We start from the raw sequence: 15,006 nt of genomic DNA, 5'->3' as shown, positions 1-15,006 counted from the left end.
CGGATCTTAAAGCTTCGGGGAGTCTGGGCATGGCTGGTGTAATGGATTCGGTAAACCAGCGCACGCAATTGGTTGGGCAGAATCGCCTGGAGCTGCTGCTGTTCCGTCTGGACGGTGAGCAGCTCTACGGGATCAACGTGTTCAAGGTTCGCGAGGTGCTGCAATGCCCCAAGCTGACCCTGATGCCCAAATCCAATCCTGTGGTGTGCGGTGTCGCGAATATACGAGGGGCGACCATTCCGATCCTGGATCTGGCAATGGCCACCGGTGCTGGCGGGTTGCAGGATCAGAGCAATCCGTTCGTCATCATCACTGAGTACAACACCAAGACCCAAGGGTTTCTGGTGCGCTCGGTGGAACGCATCGTCAATATGAACTGGGAAGAAATCCATCCGCCGCCCAAGGGGACTGGCCGTGACCATTACCTCACGGCTGTCACTCGGGTGGACAATCAGTTGGTCGAGATCATTGACGTCGAGAAGGTGCTGGCGGAAGTCGCCCCTACCTCGGAGTCCATTTCGGTGGGCGTGGTGGATGTCGAGACCCAACACAAGGCTGTTTCCCTGCGGGTGCTGACCGTTGATGACTCATCGGTGGCGCGCAAACAGGTGACTCGCTGCCTGCAGACCGTAGGTGTCGAGGTGGTGGCCTTGAACGATGGGCGACAAGCGTTGGACTACTTGCGCAAGCTGGTGGATGAGGGCAAGAAGCCGGAAGAGGAATTCCTCATGATGATTTCCGACATCGAGATGCCCGAAATGGACGGCTACACCCTCACGGCCGAGATACGTAATGATCCACGCATGCAAAAGCTGCATATCATCCTGCATACTTCGTTGTCAGGGGTGTTCAATCAGGCGATGGTGAAGAAGGTCGGTGCCGATGACTTCCTTGCCAAGTTCCGTCCTGATGACCTGGCTTCCCGGGTAGTTGACCGGATCAAAGCAGCAGACCACAGCTGAGGGCATCAGCCCCTGGCGGACATAAGATTTAAGAGGCGGCAGCATTGTCTACGGGTAATTTGGATTTTGAACAGTTCCGGGTCTTCCTGGAAAAAGCCTGTGGTATTTTGCTCGGGGAAAATAAGCAATATCTCGTCTCGAGCCGTCTCAACAAACTGATGGAGCAGCAAGGTCTCAAAACCTTGGGTGAGCTGGTTCAGCGGATTCAGACCCAGCCGCGCAGCGGATTGCGCGAGATGGTGGTGGACGCGATGACGACCAACGAAACCTTGTGGTTTCGTGACACCTATCCCTTCGAAGTATTGAAGAACAAGGTGCTTCCCGAAGCGATCAAGGCCAGCCCCAACCAGCGTTTGCGGATCTGGTCGGCGGCTTGCTCGTCGGGACAGGAACCCTATTCGTTGTCGATGTCCATCGATGAGTTCGAGCGCAGCAACATGGGCCAGTTGAAGATGGGGGTGCAGATCGTTGCCACCGACCTGTCTGGAACCATGCTCAACAACTGCAAGACCGGCGAATATGACAGCCTGGCAATTGGGCGCGGGCTTTCTGCCGAGCGTCTGCAGCGTTATTTCGACCCCAAGGGGCCGGGACGCTGGGTGGTCAAGGCGCCGATCAAGAGTCGAGTGGAGTTTCGCTCGTTCAACCTGCTGGACAGCTATGCCAGTCTGGGCAAGTTCGATGTCGTGTTTTGCCGCAATGTGCTGATCTACTTCTCGGCCGAGGTCAAGAAGGACATCCTGATGCGCATTCACAGCACTCTGAAACCTGGCGGTTATCTGTTTCTGGGGGCTTCCGAAGCGCTCAATGGCCTGCCGGACCATTACCAGATGGTGCAATGCAGCCCGGGGATCATCTACCAGGCGAAGTGATCAACAGTTGCAGCAGCGAAAAGGAGGCCATCAGGCCTCCTTTTTTGTGCGCGTCAGTTTCTTGCAAACAGTGGCAAATGCGGCAGGGCGCTTGCCGCTTTGCCGGCGATTCGCGGAAGGCCATTGCCGCTTTTCTGGCATTGCCGTCTTGCCGCTGTCGGCAAAGCCTTGATTTACGGGGCTTAAGGACTTGGCACGTAGCTTGCTAAAGCCAGATTACGAAAAATCAGGTCACCCAAAGGTTTCCGACATGAGCATCAGCTTCGATAAAGCGCTCGGTATCCACGAACAGGCTCTTGGCTTTCGCGCCAAGCGCGCCGAAGTGCTGGCCAACAACATCGCCAACGCCGACACCCCGAACTACAAGGCTCGGGATCTGGACTTTTCCGCCGTGCTCGCCGAGCAGAACGAAAAGGTCAAGAACGGCACCTTCGCGTTGAACATGACCAACACCCGGCACATCGAAGCCCAGGGCCTGAGCAGTGGCGACGAGTCGCTGCTGTATCGGACCCCGATGCAGCCTTCGATCGACCAGAACACCGTGGACGCCCAGCTGGAGCAATCGAGCTATGCGCAGAACTCGGTGGACTTCCAGGCCAGCTTCACGCTGCTCAACAGCAAATTCAAAGGGCTGGTAGCAGCCCTGCGCGGAGAGTAATCCATGTCCCTCGCCAGTGTTTTCAATATTGCCGGTAGTGGCATGAGCGCTCAGACCACGCGTCTGAACACCGTCGCCAGTAACATCGCCAACGCCGAGAGCGTGTCGTCGAGCATCGACCAGACCTATCGCGCGCGTCATCCGGTATTCGCCACCATGTTCCAGGGTGCCCAGAGTGGCGGCAGCGATTCGCTGTTCCAGAACCAGGACGCCGCAGGCCAGGGCGTGCAGGTGCTGGGCGTGGTGGAAGACCAGAGCAATCTGGAAGCTCGCTACGAACCGAACCATCCGGCCGCCGACGCCAAGGGTTATGTCTACTACCCCAACGTCAACGTGGTGGAAGAAATGGCCGACATGATTTCCGCCAGCCGCTCGTTCCAGACCAACGCTGAAATGATGAACACCGCCAAAACCATGATGCAGAAGGTCCTGACCCTCGGTCAGTGATAAGGGGCGAAGCCAATGAGCGTTACTGACACCACCAGCGGCCCGTCCCTCAAGGACGTATTGGCCAACTCGTCAAAGAAAACCACGACCACTACCAGTGCCGACGGCCTGGCGGCCGCTACCAACAGCACCACTGGCAAGCAGTCCCTGGGCAAGGATGCGTTCCTCAAGCTGCTGGTGACCCAGCTGAACAACCAGAACCCGCTGGATCCTCAGGACAACAGTGCGTTCGTTGCCCAGTTGGCGCAGTTCTCCACCCTGGAAGGGATTACCACCCTCAATAGCTCGGTGAACTCGATCACGGGCAACTACAAGTCGTCTCAGGCGTTGCAGGCTTCGTCCCTGGTGGGCCGTTCGGTGATCGTGCAGACCGGCACTACCCAGGTTGACACCAGCAAGAGCATGACCGGCTCGGTCACCGTGCCATCCAGCGTCAGTTCGGTCACCGTGACCGTCACCGATAAGAATGGCAACACCGTCAAGACCATCGACATGGGCAGCCAGAAGGCCGGCAGCGCCAGCTTCGTCTGGGATGGCACCAAGACGGACGGCACCAAGGCGGATCCGGGCAGCTACAGCTTCAAGGCCAGCACCACCATCGATGGCAAGGGCACTGATCTGATCACCTACCTGCCGGCGACGGTCAACAGTGTGACTATCAGCCAGACCGGCGGCGAGTTGATGTTGAACCTTGCCGGCATGACCAGCCCGATTGGCCTGTCCAAAGTACAAACCATTGGTATCTAGAGCCGACTAACCGGCACAAGGAGTGGAATATGTCTTTCAATATCGGCCTTAGCGGTCTCTACGCTGCCAACAAACAGCTGGACGTTACCGGCAACAACATCGCCAACGTCGCCACCACCGGCTTCAAGTCCTCCCGCGCGGAGTTCGCCGACGTCTACTCGGCCACCAAGCTGGGCAGCGGCACCCAGGTGATTGGTAACGGCGTGCGCCTGGCCAACGTTTCCCAGCAGTTCACCAACGGTGATATCAACAACACCGGCAACGTGCTGGACATGGGCATCCAGGGCCAGGGCTTCTTCGTGCTGAGCACCAACGGCTCCCTGACCTACACCCGTGCCGGTACCTTCAAGACCGACAAGGATGGCTTCATCACCAACAGTGATGGCACTGCACGTCTGCAAGGCTATGCCGTGGATGCCAATGGCAAGATCATCAACGGTGTGTTGACCGACCTGCGGATCGACACCTCGAACCTGGCGCCCAAGCCAACCGACTCGATCTCCTCGACCATCAACCTGAACTCCGACGCCGATCCGATCAACGTCAACCCGGTGGCGCCGGCTCCGGCTTATGTGTTCGATCCGACCAAGAACACCACCTACACCAAGCAGTTCAGTACCCCGGTGTATGACACCCAGGGCAACAAGCACGTCATGGATCAGTACATGATCAAGACGCAGAACCCTAACGAATGGCAGACCTACACCCTGATCGATGGTCGCAACCCGGATGGTACGGCTTTCACCATGGCCAACCAGGCGCCGATCACTATCAAGTTTGACTCCTCGGGCAAGCTGCAGACCCTGACGCCGCCTGCTGCACCGGCCGTCAGCCAGTTCACCGTCAATGGCAACAATATCGCCATGACCGCCTGGACTCCGGGTGATGTGGTCAACGGTGTCTTCGTTCCCAATGGTGCAGCGCCTGCGCCGGGCGGCGTGAAGATCGATATGACCAAGACCGGTTCGGTATTCGGCGATACCAACCGCTCGGTGATCGCGCAGAACGGTTACTCCACTGGCCAGATCTCCAGCCTGACCATCGACGGCACCGGCGTCATGCTGGCCAACTTCAGCAACGAGCAGACCAAGCCGATCGGCCAGATCTCCCTGGCCAGCTTCACCAACGAGCAAGGCCTGCAGCCGGTAGGCGGCACCCAGTGGAAAGAAACCTACTCGTCGGGTATTCCAGGTTATGACGCACCGAAGACCGGAACCCTGGGCGCGGTAGTGTCCAACTCCCTGGAAGAGTCCAACGTCAACCTGACCAACGAACTGGTGAACCTGATCAAGGCCCAGAGCAACTATCAGGCGAACGCCAAGACCATCTCCACCCAGAGCACCATCATGCAGACCATCATCCAGATGACCTGATGCGGGTTGGCTGACACGCTGTACGAAAAGCCCCTCCTTGAGGGGCTTTTTTGTGCCTGTTCGATGGCGCTGTTTACCCTGCAGGAGCCTCTGCCGTAGGGGCTGGCTTGCCAGCGAGGGCGCTCTCTGAAGCAGTGCAAGGCTTCGGAGCTGTTCGCCGGCAAGCCGGCACCTGCAGCTGCGTTGCGGGCAAAAGAAAACCCCCGATAAACCGGAGGTCTATCGGGGGTTGTGGCAGGTGCCCGCAGGCACCTGTCAGCTCAGCTTATTGGCAAGCTTCGCAATCCGGCTCGTCGATGGCGCAAGCCTTCGGCACTGGAGCAGGACCAGCAGGAGCGGCCAGGACCGAGTCGTCACCGTGGTTGCCGCCGCTGGAAACAGCGTTCAGCTTGCCGGTGTTGATGGTCGACTTCTCGGTGCTGGTGGCGGCCAGGGCGCGGAGGTAGTAAGTGGTTTTCAGGCCACGGTACCAAGCCATGCGGTAGGTCACGTCGAGTTTCTTGCCCGAAGCACCGGCGATGTACAGGTTCAGCGACTGAGCCTGGTCGATCCACTTCTGGCGACGGCTGGCGGCGTCGACGATCCACTTGGTTTCCACTTCGAAGGCGGTCGCGTAGAGCTCCTTGAGCTCCTGCGGGATGCGCTCGATCTGTTGTACCGAACCGTCGTAGTACTTCAGGTCGTTGATCATCACCGAGTCCCACAGGCCGCGAGCTTTCAGATCGCGTACCAGGTACGGGTTGATCACGGTGAATTCGCCTGACAGGTTCGACTTCACATACAGGTTCTGATAGGTCGGCTCGATCGATTGCGATACGCCAGTGATGTTGGCGATGGTCGCGGTCGGTGCGATGGCCATGATGTTGGAGTTACGAATGCCTTTCTGCACGCGGGCACGTACCGGCGCCCAGTCCAGGGTTTCGTTGAGGTCCACATCGATGTACTTCTGGCCACGGGCCTCGATCAGGATCTGTTGCGAGTCCAGCGGCAGGATGCCCTTGGACCACAGCGAGCCCTGGAAGGTCTCGTAGGCGCCGCGCTCATCGGCCAGGTCGCAGGAAGCCTGGATCGCGTAGTAGCTGACCGCTTCCATGGACTTGTCGGCGAACTCGACGGCCGCGTCGGAACCGTAGGCGATGTGCTGCAGGTACAAAGCGTCCTGGAAGCCCATGATGCCCAGGCCTACTGGACGGTGCTTGAAGTTGGAGTTCTTCGCCTGCGGCACCGAGTAGTAGTTGATGTCGATCACGTTGTCGAGCATGCGCACGGCGGTGTTCACGGTGCGTTGCAGCTTGGCGGTGTCGAGCTTGCCGTCCTTGATGTGGTTCGGCAGGTTGATCGAGCCCAGGTTGCAGACCGCGATCTCGTCCTTGTTGGTGTTCAAGGTGATCTCGGTGCACAGGTTCGAACTGTGGACCACGCCCACGTGCTGTTGCGGGCTGCGCAGGTTGCATGGGTCCTTGAAGGTCAGCCATGGGTGGCCGGTTTCGAACAGCATGGACAGCATCTTGCGCCACAGGTCTTTGGCCTGGACGGTCTTGAACAGCTTGATCTTGTTGTATTCGGTCAGGGCTTCGTAGTACTCGTAGCGCTCTTCGAAGGCCTTGCCGGTCAGGTCGTGCAGATCCGGCACTTCCGATGGCGAGAACAGGGTCCACTTGCCGTCATCGAAGACGCGCTTCATGAACAGGTCGGGGATCCAGTTGGCGGTGTTCATGTCGTGGGTGCGACGACGATCATCACCGGTGTTCTTGCGCAGCTCGATGAACTCTTCAATGTCCATGTGCCAGGTTTCCAGGTAGGCACAGACAGCGCCCTTGCGCTTGCCACCCTGGTTCACGGCGACGGCGGTGTCGTTGACCACTTTCAGGAAAGGCACGACGCCCTGGGATTTGCCGTTGGTGCCCTTGATGTAGGAACCCAGCGCACGCACCGGCGTCCAGTCGTTGCCCAGGCCGCCGGCGAATTTCGACAGCATGGCGTTGTCGTGGATGGCGCCGTAGATGCCCGACAGGTCGTCCGGAACGGTGGTCAGGTAGCAGCTCGACAGCTGTGGACGCAGGGTGCCGGCGTTGAACAGGGTCGGAGTCGAAGCCATGTAGTCGAAGGACGACAACAGGTTGTAGAACTCGATGGCGCGGTCTTCGCGCTGTTTCTCTTCGATCGCCAGGCCCATGGCCACGCGCATGAAGAAGATCTGCGGCAGTTCGAAACGCACGCCATCCTTGTGGATGAAGTAGCGGTCGTACAGGGTTTGCAGGCCCAGGTAGGTGAACTGCTGGTCGCGTTCGTGGTTGATCGCCTTGCCGAGTTTTTCCAGGTCGAATTCGGCCAGGACCGGGTTCAGCAGTTCGAACTCGATACCCTTGGCGACGTAGGCCGGCAGTGCCTTGGCGTACAGGTCGGCCATTTCGTGGTGGGTGGCGCTTTCGGCGACTTCGAGGAAGCCCAGGCCTTCGGCACGCAGGGTGTCCATCAGCAGGCGGGCGGTGACGAACGAGTAGTTCGGCTCGCGCTCCACCAGGGTGCGAGCGGTCATCACCAGAGCGGTGTTGACGTCCTTCAGGGCTACGCCGTCGTAGAGGTTCTTCAGGGTTTCGCGCTGGATCAGGTCGCCGTCGACCTCTTCCAGGCCTTCGCAGGCTTCGCTGACGATGGTGTTCAGGCGGCCCATGTCCAGGGGTGCGAGGCTGCCATCGGCGCGAGTGATGCGGATCGATGGGTGGGCCTGTACCGGCGCTTCGCTGCTGGAGCGGGTGGCGCGTTCCTTGGCGCGGGAATCGCGGTAGATCACGTAGTCGCGGGCCACTTTCTGTTCGCCGGCACGCATCAGGGCCAGTTCGACCTGATCCTGGATCTCTTCGATGTGGATGGTGCCGCCCGAAGGCATGCGACGCTTGAAGGTTGCGGTGACCTGCTCGGTCAGGCGCGCCACGGTGTCGTGGATTCGCGACGAGGCAGCGGCGGTGCCGCCTTCAACTGCGAGGAACGCTTTGGTGATAGCGACGGTGATCTTGTCGTCGGTGTAGGCAACGACAGTGCCGTTACGCTTGATCACGCGCAATTGGCCAGGGGCGGTAGCAGACAGATCCAGGTTGGAATCGGCGGCCTGCGGCGCATTGGCCTGCGGGTTCTCGCGAGTTGTGTCGGTTTGCATGGGTGTCTCCACGTTCTCTATGTTTGTTTGGGCACCAATGAGGTGCCCACCGTTCCGTCCTGAAGCACTACAACCGGCAGAGGCCGGGCATAACGACTTCGGGACAGTTCAGGAAGGGGGCTATGGGCGCCGCTTCCATGCCGAAGTCTTGGGCGTCGAGCCAGTGGCTCGGCACCTTATTCCTGGTGGGTGACAGTATTGTGGCTGCAACACCCGTACCGCTTTCTCCTGGACAGGGTGGAAAACGATGCCATCCGCACGCGCGGTGTTGGTCTTTTGAAACAGCGATTGGTTCCACCAAACGGGGCAAGAAAAGGGCTTGAGTTTCTCGTCTGAATTGTGTTTGGTTTTTTGTGTAAAACCCTAGATATAGGGATTTTTAGCCGCCGGGCTACAAGATAATGCGTTTGGGGGACTGATTGCAACGTACTGCCTGTGGATAAGGTTGTGCGTAAATTGTGTATGGACTGGGGTAAAACTCATGCAGCCCGCAGTCCCAGTGCATGCAACCGTCCGTCACTGTTTTTTATCCCTGAAAATTGCCTTGGGCGGATTTTTGCGGGCGCGAACCCTATCACAAAAAATCGCCCCGACCGAGTCGTTTTAGTCGCTTGTGTGGGGGCGCATGCCGGTTGCTACAATCCGCCGCGGTCCATGCAGCGACGACTGCGTTTTCCACGACAGGTTATCCGCCTTTTTCATGACAAAAAGACGGGTGCCTTGTGTCCAATGAGTGCTGGCAATAAAGAGGTCGAGCGTGGAGCAAGAAGCCTGGCAGGTATTGATTGTCGAGGATGACCAGCGTCTGGCTGAGTTGACCCGTGAATATCTGGAGAGCAACGGACTGCAGGTGGCGATCGAAGGCAATGGCGCCCTGGCTGCCGACAGGATCATCGCCGAGCAGCCGGACCTGGTGATCCTCGACCTGATGCTGCCCGGCGAGGACGGCCTGAGCATCTGCCGCAAGGTCCGGGATCGCTACGATGGGCCGATCCTCATGCTCACCGCCCGCACCGATGATATGGATCAGGTCATGGGGCTGGACCTGGGGGCCGATGACTACGTGTGCAAGCCCGTGCGTCCCCGCCTGTTGCTGGCCAGGATCCAGGCGCTGCTGCGGCGCAGCGAGACGCCCGAGCCCGCCCCGGAGAAAAGCCGGCGCCTGTGCTTCGGGCCCTTGGTGGTGGACAGCGCCCTGCGCGAAGCCTGGCTGAGCGACGTGGGAATCGAGTTGACCAGCGCCGAATTCGATCTGCTGTGGCTGCTGGTGGTGAATGCCGGGCGGATTCTGTCCCGCGAGGAAATCTTCAATGCCCTGCGGGGGATTGGTTATGACGGCCAGGACCGCTCCATCGACGTGCGCATCTCGCGCATCCGTCCCAAGATCGGCGATGACCCGGAGCACCCGCGGCTGATCAAGACCATTCGCAGCAAGGGTTATCTGTTCGTCCCCGAAGCCGCTGCCGACATGCCCTTGTGAACTCGATCTTCCTGCGTATCTACGGCGGCATGTGTGCCGCGCTGATTCTGGTGGCGCTGCTGGGGGTGCTGGCCTTGCACCTGCTCAACGAAGTGCGCAGCGAGCAATACCGCGAACGCTTGGCCCACGGCACCTTCTCGCTGATGGCGGACAATCTGCAGCCGATGAGCGAGATCGAGCGTCGCCGGGCCTTGCTGGTGTGGCAGCGCTTGCTGGGCATTCCCCTGAGCCTGAAGACCTTCAGCCAGACCGATCTGGACAGCAGCCAGCGTGGCCGGGTGCTGCGCGGGCAGGCGCTGGTGGAACAGACCGGTCCCTTCGCGGCCCGGGTCTACCGCCTGGTCAGCGAGCGGGAGCAGTTGCTGCTCAGTGCCGAGGTGCAGCAGATCAGCGAACAACTGGCCCGGGCCACCATCTACCTGCTGGCGGACGAGCTGGTGCGCTACCCGGTGGCCGAGCAGCCACAGCGTCTGGCGGCGCTCAAGCAGGCCAAGGGGTTTGGCTTCGACATGCACCTGGCGACCCTAGATGCCGCGGATATGGATGAGGACCAGCGCCGTCGGGTGGCTGAGGGCGATACGGTGATGGCCCTGGGCAAGGGCGGTGACTCGATCCGGGTCTTCGCCGGTCTGGTGGGCACGCCCTGGGTGCTGGAAATCGGTCCCCTGTACCAGATGAACCCTTATCCGCCGCAATGGCTGGTGTTGATTGCCGTGCTCGGGCTGAGCCTGATCGGGTTGATCGTCTACCTGTTGGTGCGCCAGTTGGAGCGCCGCCTCAGCGGCCTGGAGTCGGCGGCCACGCGGATTGCCAAGGGCAGCCTGGAAACCCGGGTGCCGGCCCGGGGCGCGGATTCGGTGGGGCGCCTGGCGGCCGCCTTCAATGGCATGGCCGAACACCTGCAACGGCTACTGGCGATCCAGCGTGAACTGGTGCGGGCGGTGTCCCACGAATTGCGTACCCCGGTGGCGCGCCTGCGTTTTGGCCTGGAGATGATCGCCTCGGCGAGCACCGACCAGGCTCGGCAAAAGTACCTGGACGGCATGGACAACGATATTCAGGACCTCGATCGGCTGGTGGACGAGATGCTCACCTATGCCCGCCTGGAGCAGGGTTCGCCGGCCCTGAACTTCCAGCGCATCGACCTCGATGCCCTGATCAATCAGGTGATCGACGAGCTGGCGCCGTTGCGGGCCAATCTCAAGGTCCATCGCGGCCTGTGCCTGTCTGCGGTCGAGTGCGATGGCGCCTGGGTCGAGGCCGAGCCGCGTTATCTGCACCGGGCGCTGCAGAATCTGGTGAGCAACGCCATGCGCCACGCACACTCCCAGGTGACCGTCAGTTATCAGGTGGGCCAGTTGCGCTGTCGGGTGGATGTGGAGGATGACGGGCCCGGTGTACCGGAAAGTGCCTGGGAAAAAATCTTCACGCCGTTCCTGCGTCTGGACGACAGTCGGACCCGGGCTTCCGGTGGACATGGATTGGGCCTGTCCATTGTGCGGCGGATCATTCACTGGCACGACGGTCGGGCGCTGATCAGTAAGAGCAACAGTCTCGGGGGCGCCTGCTTCAGCTTGAGCTGGCCGCGGCATCAGGAGCCCCGTTGAGGACGCGCGTGTTCAGGGTTTGATCGCGATCAGGCTCAGCAACTGGCCTGCCTCGACGACGAACTGACCCAGCAGTTCGCGGCCGTGGTGCCATTCCTCGGACAGGTCGGTGAGCAGGCGCATGCGCACCTGGCCCGCTGGCGACCACTCCAGCACTTCGGCATGTTCGAAATAGAAGCTTTTCTGCACCAGCGGATACAGGGCCTTGTACAGGCTTTCCTTGATCGAGAAGGTCAGGGTCACGGCCAGGGCGTGCTGCTCGGCCGGCAAGCGGTCGCGACGCAGCAGCTCCGCCGGGGTGAGGATCTGCCCGGCCAGATTGGCTGCACGTTCCTCGCCGAGGAGCTTTTCCAGATCCATGCCCAGGGCCCGCCAGTGCTGCTTGTCGGCGACGATGGCGGCCGCCCGGCCGGTGCTGTGGGTGATCGAGCCACAGATATGTTCCGGCCAGACCGGTGCCCGGTCGGCGCCGATCGGCGGCACCCAGTCCAGTTGTTGCAGTTGGCGCAGGGCCTCCCGCGCGCACAGGCGCCCGGCGAGAAATTCCGCCTGGCGCTTGGCAACTGAGCGCTGGATGCTGGGCGGTGCGGGAATGCCGCTGCGCTGGAAATCGTCCGCAGTCAGTTGCCCGGGGTCGAACCGGGTGCTCAGCCAGCGGGTGTGGGGCAAGGCTTCCGGCAAGGGCCAGGAGGCCTCCGGAGGGGTGCAGCAGAGGGGGAGAGAGGGGAGTGCATTCATGGCCGCTAGTTTGCCGGGTTGACGGGTTCGAGGGTAGCGCCGCGTGCTGCCCAGCGAGGGGCTGGCGCTCCGTACGGGAAGCTGGTTGGGGTTAAACGCCGGTAAAAACAATCATGTGGCTCTGGTTCAGGCGAGGTTAAGGAGATGTTCAGGGGGAGTTCAGGGCGGGCTGGTTACTCTGGCCCGGCACCCAAAAAGCCAATAGCGCAAAGGAAACTTCCTATGACTTCATTGAAAAAACTGATCCTCGCCTTTACCGTGCTCGGCGCCAGCGCCGCCGTTCAAGCCGCTGACAGCAACTTCGCTAGCCTGACCTTCGGCCAGACCAGCGACAAGGTTAAAAAGTCCAGCCAGCTCAACAGCAACCTCGGTCATCCGAATGCCGATGGCGTGATCGGCAAGGACAACACCTGGGGCGTGCGCCTGGGGCAACAGAACGACCAGGGCCGCTACTACGCCACTTACGATTACGTTTCCGGCTCTCACAACGGCATTAAACTGCGTCAGCAGAACCTGCTGGGCAGTTACGATATGTTCCTGCCGGTGACCGGTACCACCAAGCTCTTTGGCGGCGGCACGGCCGGCCTGACCAAGCTGACCCAGGAGTCCCCGGGCTTCAGCCGCGACAGTGACATCGGCTACGCGGTCGGCGTGCAGGCCGGTGTCCTGCAGCAGATTTCACAGAACACCTCGGTGGAGCTCGGCTACCGTTACCTGCGCAGCAATGCCGGGACCGAGATGAGCGAACGGGGCGGCAGCAAGCAAGGTTCACTGAGCCTGACCAGCAGCGCCCAGACCTATCTGTCGGCCAACTACGCTTTCTGATAAGCGGCCTGGCCTGAACCGCGCCGGACCATGCCTTGGGCATGGTCCGGCGCGGGTGCATTGATCATCAGGGCGCAGGGGCGCCCCTGGAGATGTCGAATTTTGCCTGGGAGAGCGTTATGAAGTTGCTGGTCGTCGAAGATGAGGCGCTGTTGCGTCATCACTTGCAAACCCGCCTCACCGACAGCGGTCACGTGGTCGAGTCCGTGGCCAACGCCGAGGAGGCGTTGTACCAGACCGAGCAGTTCAATCACGACCTGGCGGTGATCGACCTGGGCTTGCCCGGCATGGGCGGACTGGACCTGATCCGCCAGCTGCGCGCCCGGGGCAAGGCATTTCCGATCCTCATCCTCACCGCTCGCGGCAACTGGCAGGACAAGGTCGAAGGCCTGGCCGCCGGTGCCGACGACTATGTGGTCAAGCCCTTTCAGTTCGAGGAGCTGGATGCGCGGCTCAATGCGTTGCTGCGCCGCTCCAGCGGCTTTACCCAGTCGACCATCGTTGCCGGGCCGCTGTTGCTGGACCTGAACCGCAAACAGGCGTCCCTGGATGAGCAGCCCCTGGCGCTGACTGCCTATGAATACCGGATCCTCGAATACCTGATGCGCCATCACCAGCAGGTGGTGGCCAAGGACCGTTTGATGGAGCAACTGTATCCGGACGACGACGAGCGCGATCCGAATGTCATCGAGGTGCTGGTGGGGCGCCTGCGGCGCAAGCTTGAAGCGCCTTCGGGCTTCAAGCCCATCGATACGGTGCGTGGGCTGGGCTACCTGTTCAACGAGCGCTGCCGATGATTCGATCGCTGCGCCTGCGCCTGATGCTGGCCGCCACCACCCTGGCGGTGCTGTTCATGCTGGCGTTGCTGCCGGCCATGCAGGGCGCGTTCAGCCTGGCGCTGCAGGACTCCATCGAGCAGCGCCTGGCCTCCGACGTCACCACCCTGATTTCGGCGGCGCGGATCGAAAACAATCGCCTGCAGATGCCCGCACAGTTGCCCGACGAGCGCTTCAACCTCGCCGACAGTCGCCTGCTGGGCTACATCTACGATCGCGAGGGGCATCTGGTCTGGCGCTCCCGGGCCACCCAGGAAGAGAACATCAACTACCGTCCGCGGTACGACGGGCGTGGCAACGAGTTCGCCAGGATCCGCGAAGCCAATGGCCAGGAGTTCTTCGTCTACGACGTCGAGATCAAGCTGCTGGGAGGCAAGAATGCGGCCTTCAGTATTGTGGCGCTGCAGCCGGTGCGCGAGTACCAGCAGACCCTCGAAGGCGTGCGGGAGAACCTCTATCTGGGATTTGGCGCGGCATTGCTGGTGCTTCTGGCGCTGCTGTGGATGGGCCTGACCTGGGGCTTGCAGGCCCTGCGACGCCTGAGTCAGGAGCTGGACCAGATCGAAAGCGGCACCCGCCAGAGCCTGAGCGAGGAACACCCGCGGGAGCTGTTGCGGCTGACCGGCTCCTTGAACCGCCTGCTGCAAAGCGAGCGCGAACAGCGCAGCCGCTATCGGGACTCCCTGGATGACCTGGCCCACAGCCTGAAAACCCCGCTGACGGTGTTGCAAGGGGTGAGCGAGGATATGGCCCAGCGGCCTCAGGATCGGGAGCAGGCCTGGGTCCTGCAAGCGCAGATCGAGCGCATGAGCCAGCAGATCAGCTATCAGTTGCAGCGTGCCAGCCTGCGCAAGAGCGGTCTGGTGCGCCATCAGGTGCGTCTGCGGCCGGTGTTGCAGAGCCTGTGTGACACCCTGGACAAGGTCTATCGCGACAAGCAGGTGCGGGTGTCTTTCGATTTGCCCGAGCGCTGCTATGTGCCGATCGAGCAGGGCGCCTTGCTGGAGTTGCTCGGCAACCTGCTGGAGAACGCCTACCGCCTGTGCCTGGGCTCGGTACGCATCAGCGTGCGCGAAACCCTCGACGGCGCTGAATTGTGCGTGGAGGACGACGGTCCCGGCGTGCCGCCGGATCAGCGGGCGCGGATTCTCCAGCGCGGTGAGCGCCTGGATCGCCAGCACCCGGGGCAGGGCATTGGCCTGGCGGTGGTCAAGGACATCATCGAGAGTTACGGCGCGCAGCTGACCCTGGGGGACTCGGCCCTGGGCGGTGCGGCATTCCGCATTCACTTCCCGGCTCTCTAG

At 61.1% G+C, this 15,006-nt stretch carries 13 protein-coding genes; 11 read left to right on the top strand and 2 right to left on the bottom strand.

The annotated features are described in order from the left end of the window. The first annotated feature begins 29 nt into the window (after positions 1-29). The 6 genes from POS17_RS22430 to flgE all read left to right on the top strand — a co-directional run bounded on the left by POS17_RS22430 (position 30) and on the right by flgE (position 5,059). Complete coding sequence (locus POS17_RS22430) at positions 30-962, top strand: chemotaxis protein CheV (protein ID WP_060840577.1); 933 nt, start codon at positions 30-32, stop codon at positions 960-962. A 44-nt stretch (positions 963-1,006) separates the two neighbouring features. Then, a complete protein-coding gene (cheR, locus tag POS17_RS22425) occupies positions 1,007-1,834 on the top strand; it encodes a protein-glutamate O-methyltransferase CheR (RefSeq protein WP_016967561.1) in 828 nt (275 codons plus the stop codon). Between the two features lie 250 nt (positions 1,835-2,084). Further along, positions 2,085-2,492 carry a flagellar basal body rod protein FlgB gene (gene flgB, locus POS17_RS22420; protein WP_016967562.1) on the top strand — a complete coding sequence of 136 codons (408 nt, stop codon included), beginning with the start codon at positions 2,085-2,087 and terminating at the stop codon, positions 2,490-2,492. Positions 2,493-2,495: 3 nt separating this feature from the next. Then, positions 2,496-2,939, top strand: coding sequence for a flagellar basal body rod protein FlgC (flgC, locus tag POS17_RS22415; protein ID WP_011062742.1), 444 nt, complete (start codon positions 2,496-2,498; stop codon positions 2,937-2,939). A gap of 15 nt (positions 2,940-2,954) precedes the next feature. Then, positions 2,955-3,686 (top strand): flagellar hook assembly protein FlgD, encoded by a 732-nt coding sequence (gene flgD / locus POS17_RS22410; protein WP_060840576.1) that lies wholly within the window; start codon positions 2,955-2,957, stop codon positions 3,684-3,686. Positions 3,687-3,715: 29 nt separating this feature from the next. Further along, on the top strand, positions 3,716-5,059 hold the full coding sequence (gene flgE, locus POS17_RS22405) for a flagellar hook protein FlgE (protein ID WP_060840575.1): 1,344 nt from the start codon (positions 3,716-3,718) through the stop codon (positions 5,057-5,059). 265 nt (positions 5,060-5,324) lie between these two features. Here the strand turns inward: flgE and POS17_RS22400 are convergent, their stop codons facing one another. Continuing rightward, positions 5,325-8,216, bottom strand: a complete 2,892-nt coding sequence (locus POS17_RS22400) for a ribonucleoside-diphosphate reductase subunit alpha (RefSeq protein ID WP_060840574.1) — start codon at positions 8,214-8,216, stop codon at positions 5,325-5,327. 757 nt (positions 8,217-8,973) lie between these two features. On the opposite strand from POS17_RS22400, the gene POS17_RS22395 reads away from it, so the two are divergent. Both POS17_RS22395 and POS17_RS22390 read left to right on the top strand, forming a co-directional pair. Continuing rightward, a complete protein-coding gene (locus POS17_RS22395) occupies positions 8,974-9,696 on the top strand; it encodes a response regulator (RefSeq protein ID WP_060840573.1) in 723 nt (240 codons plus the stop codon). After that, positions 9,693-11,303: an ATP-binding protein gene (locus tag POS17_RS22390; protein WP_060840572.1), complete on the top strand. Its 1,611-nt coding sequence runs from the start codon at positions 9,693-9,695 to the stop codon at positions 11,301-11,303. Before POS17_RS22395 ends, POS17_RS22390 begins: the two co-directional genes overlap by 4 nt. 12 nt (positions 11,304-11,315) lie before the next feature. On the opposite strand, the gene POS17_RS22385 is transcribed toward POS17_RS22390, so the two are convergent. Further along, complete coding sequence (locus POS17_RS22385) at positions 11,316-12,041, bottom strand: 4'-phosphopantetheinyl transferase family protein (protein WP_060840571.1); 726 nt, start codon at positions 12,039-12,041, stop codon at positions 11,316-11,318. A 222-nt stretch (positions 12,042-12,263) separates the two neighbouring features. On the opposite strand from POS17_RS22385, the gene POS17_RS22380 reads away from it, so the two are divergent. From POS17_RS22380 to POS17_RS22370, 3 genes are all read left to right on the top strand, one after another. Then, positions 12,264-12,866 (top strand): hypothetical protein, encoded by a 603-nt coding sequence (locus POS17_RS22380; RefSeq protein WP_060840570.1) that lies wholly within the window; start codon positions 12,264-12,266, stop codon positions 12,864-12,866. 119 nt (positions 12,867-12,985) lie between these two features. Continuing rightward, complete coding sequence (locus tag POS17_RS22375) at positions 12,986-13,663, top strand: response regulator (protein ID WP_016967571.1); 678 nt, start codon at positions 12,986-12,988, stop codon at positions 13,661-13,663. Next, positions 13,660-15,006: an ATP-binding protein gene (locus tag POS17_RS22370; RefSeq protein WP_060840569.1), complete on the top strand. Its 1,347-nt coding sequence runs from the start codon at positions 13,660-13,662 to the stop codon at positions 15,004-15,006. The genes POS17_RS22375 and POS17_RS22370 overlap by 4 nt, the downstream gene beginning before the upstream one ends.

The organism is Pseudomonas sp. Os17 (genome assembly GCF_001547895.1).
GTDB lineage: Bacteria > Pseudomonadota > Gammaproteobacteria > Pseudomonadales > Pseudomonadaceae > Aquipseudomonas.
This window is presented reverse-complemented; position numbering and strand designations above follow the sequence as displayed.

Bases quoted from the DNA above. Each gene is read 5' to 3' on its own strand.
- flgB (WP_016967562.1), top strand. From the start codon at position 2,085: ATGAGCATCAGCTTCGATAAAGCGCTCGGTATCCACGAACAGGCTCTT.
- flgE (WP_060840575.1), top strand. From the start codon at position 3,716: ATGTCTTTCAATATCGGCCTTAGCGGTCTCTACGCTGCCAACAAACAG.
- POS17_RS22385 (WP_060840571.1), bottom strand. From the start codon at position 12,041: ATGAATGCACTCCCCTCTCTCCCCCTCTGCTGCACCCCTCCGGAGGCC.
- POS17_RS22430 (WP_060840577.1), top strand. From the start codon at position 30: ATGGCTGGTGTAATGGATTCGGTAAACCAGCGCACGCAATTGGTTGGG.
- flgC (WP_011062742.1), top strand. From the start codon at position 2,496: ATGTCCCTCGCCAGTGTTTTCAATATTGCCGGTAGTGGCATGAGCGCT.
- POS17_RS22380 (WP_060840570.1), top strand. From the start codon at position 12,264: ATGACTTCATTGAAAAAACTGATCCTCGCCTTTACCGTGCTCGGCGCC.
- POS17_RS22400 (WP_060840574.1), bottom strand. From the start codon at position 8,216: ATGCAAACCGACACAACTCGCGAGAACCCGCAGGCCAATGCGCCGCAG.
- POS17_RS22370 (WP_060840569.1), top strand. From the start codon at position 13,660: ATGATTCGATCGCTGCGCCTGCGCCTGATGCTGGCCGCCACCACCCTG.
- flgD (WP_060840576.1), top strand. From the start codon at position 2,955: ATGAGCGTTACTGACACCACCAGCGGCCCGTCCCTCAAGGACGTATTG.
- POS17_RS22375 (WP_016967571.1), top strand. From the start codon at position 12,986: ATGAAGTTGCTGGTCGTCGAAGATGAGGCGCTGTTGCGTCATCACTTG.